This is a genomic window from Vibrio sp. 1402 (genome assembly GCF_033340275.1).
Map to the genome: position 1 here is coordinate 1 of NZ_JAWOWE010000100.1, position 1019 is coordinate 1019.

At 44.2% G+C, this 1019-nt stretch carries 1 protein-coding gene; it reads right to left on the reverse strand.

Going from position 1 to position 1019, the window contains the following annotated elements:
- Positions 1–177: 177 nt before the first annotated feature.
- Positions 178–972, reverse strand: a complete 795-nt coding sequence (gene truA, locus R7044_RS24400; RefSeq protein ID WP_225455899.1) for a tRNA pseudouridine(38-40) synthase TruA — start codon at positions 970–972, stop codon at positions 178–180.
- Positions 973–1019 lie beyond the last annotated feature (47 nt).

Sequence of the window (1019 nt, forward strand, 5' to 3'; positions counted from 1 at the left end):
CTTTTCTCTCAACTCTTCCGCTTCATTGCGAAAGATATAAATTCGACATAATACCGACGGATTAAACCATATCTTGCGACGAGTGTAGATAAAAAACTGGTTGTACCTATTTTCGATATCGTTAATTACTGATGTTATGCGGCTACACTACCGATATTTTGAAGCAAGTTTGTGAATTTAGTTCAAATTATCTGGCAAAAACAGCGGACCGATCGGCACGCAAGGCAATTCAAATTCTTCTGGATAATCGACATCGACTAAGTACAAACCTTCAGCCTTCACTGTTGCACCTGCAAGTTTGCGATCTTTTGCCTCAAGCAACCACTTGATCCACTCTGGTTTTTCTTCACCACGACCAACTTTAATCAGGCTACCTGTGATGTTTCGAACCATGTGGTGAACGAACGCGTTCGCTTTAATGTCGATAACAACATAATCACCATGACGAGTGACGTTTAGGTGCATCAAATTACGGCACGGACTCAACGACTGACAATGCGCTGCACGGAATGATGAAAAGTCATTTTCACCTAACAAATATTGCCCGGCTTCATGCATTTTCTTTTCATCTAGCTCGCCGTGATAATGGCTCACACCCGAGCTCAAAATGCCTGGGCGCAATGCGTGATTAAAAATGATGTAGCGGTAACGACGCGCTGTTGCTGAGAATCGCGCGTGGAAGTCATCAGGAACTTCTTTTGCCCAGCGAACAGCGATGTCACTTGGCATGTTCGCATTTGCGCCCATCGTCCAAGCCACCATTTTTCGATTAACGTTGGTATCAAAGTGAACAACTTGTCCCGTACCATGTACACCCGCATCAGTACGACCTGCACACTGCACTTCGACAGGGTGGTTCGCAACGATGGACAACGCTTTCTCTAGTTCTTCTTGAACACTTTTCACTTCTCTTTGGCGTTGCCAACCAAAATAATTTGTACCGTTGTATTCGATACCTAATGCGATTCTCATCTTAACCTTCGAACTCTAAAATGGGGCGGGAAGTATATACTCAAGTC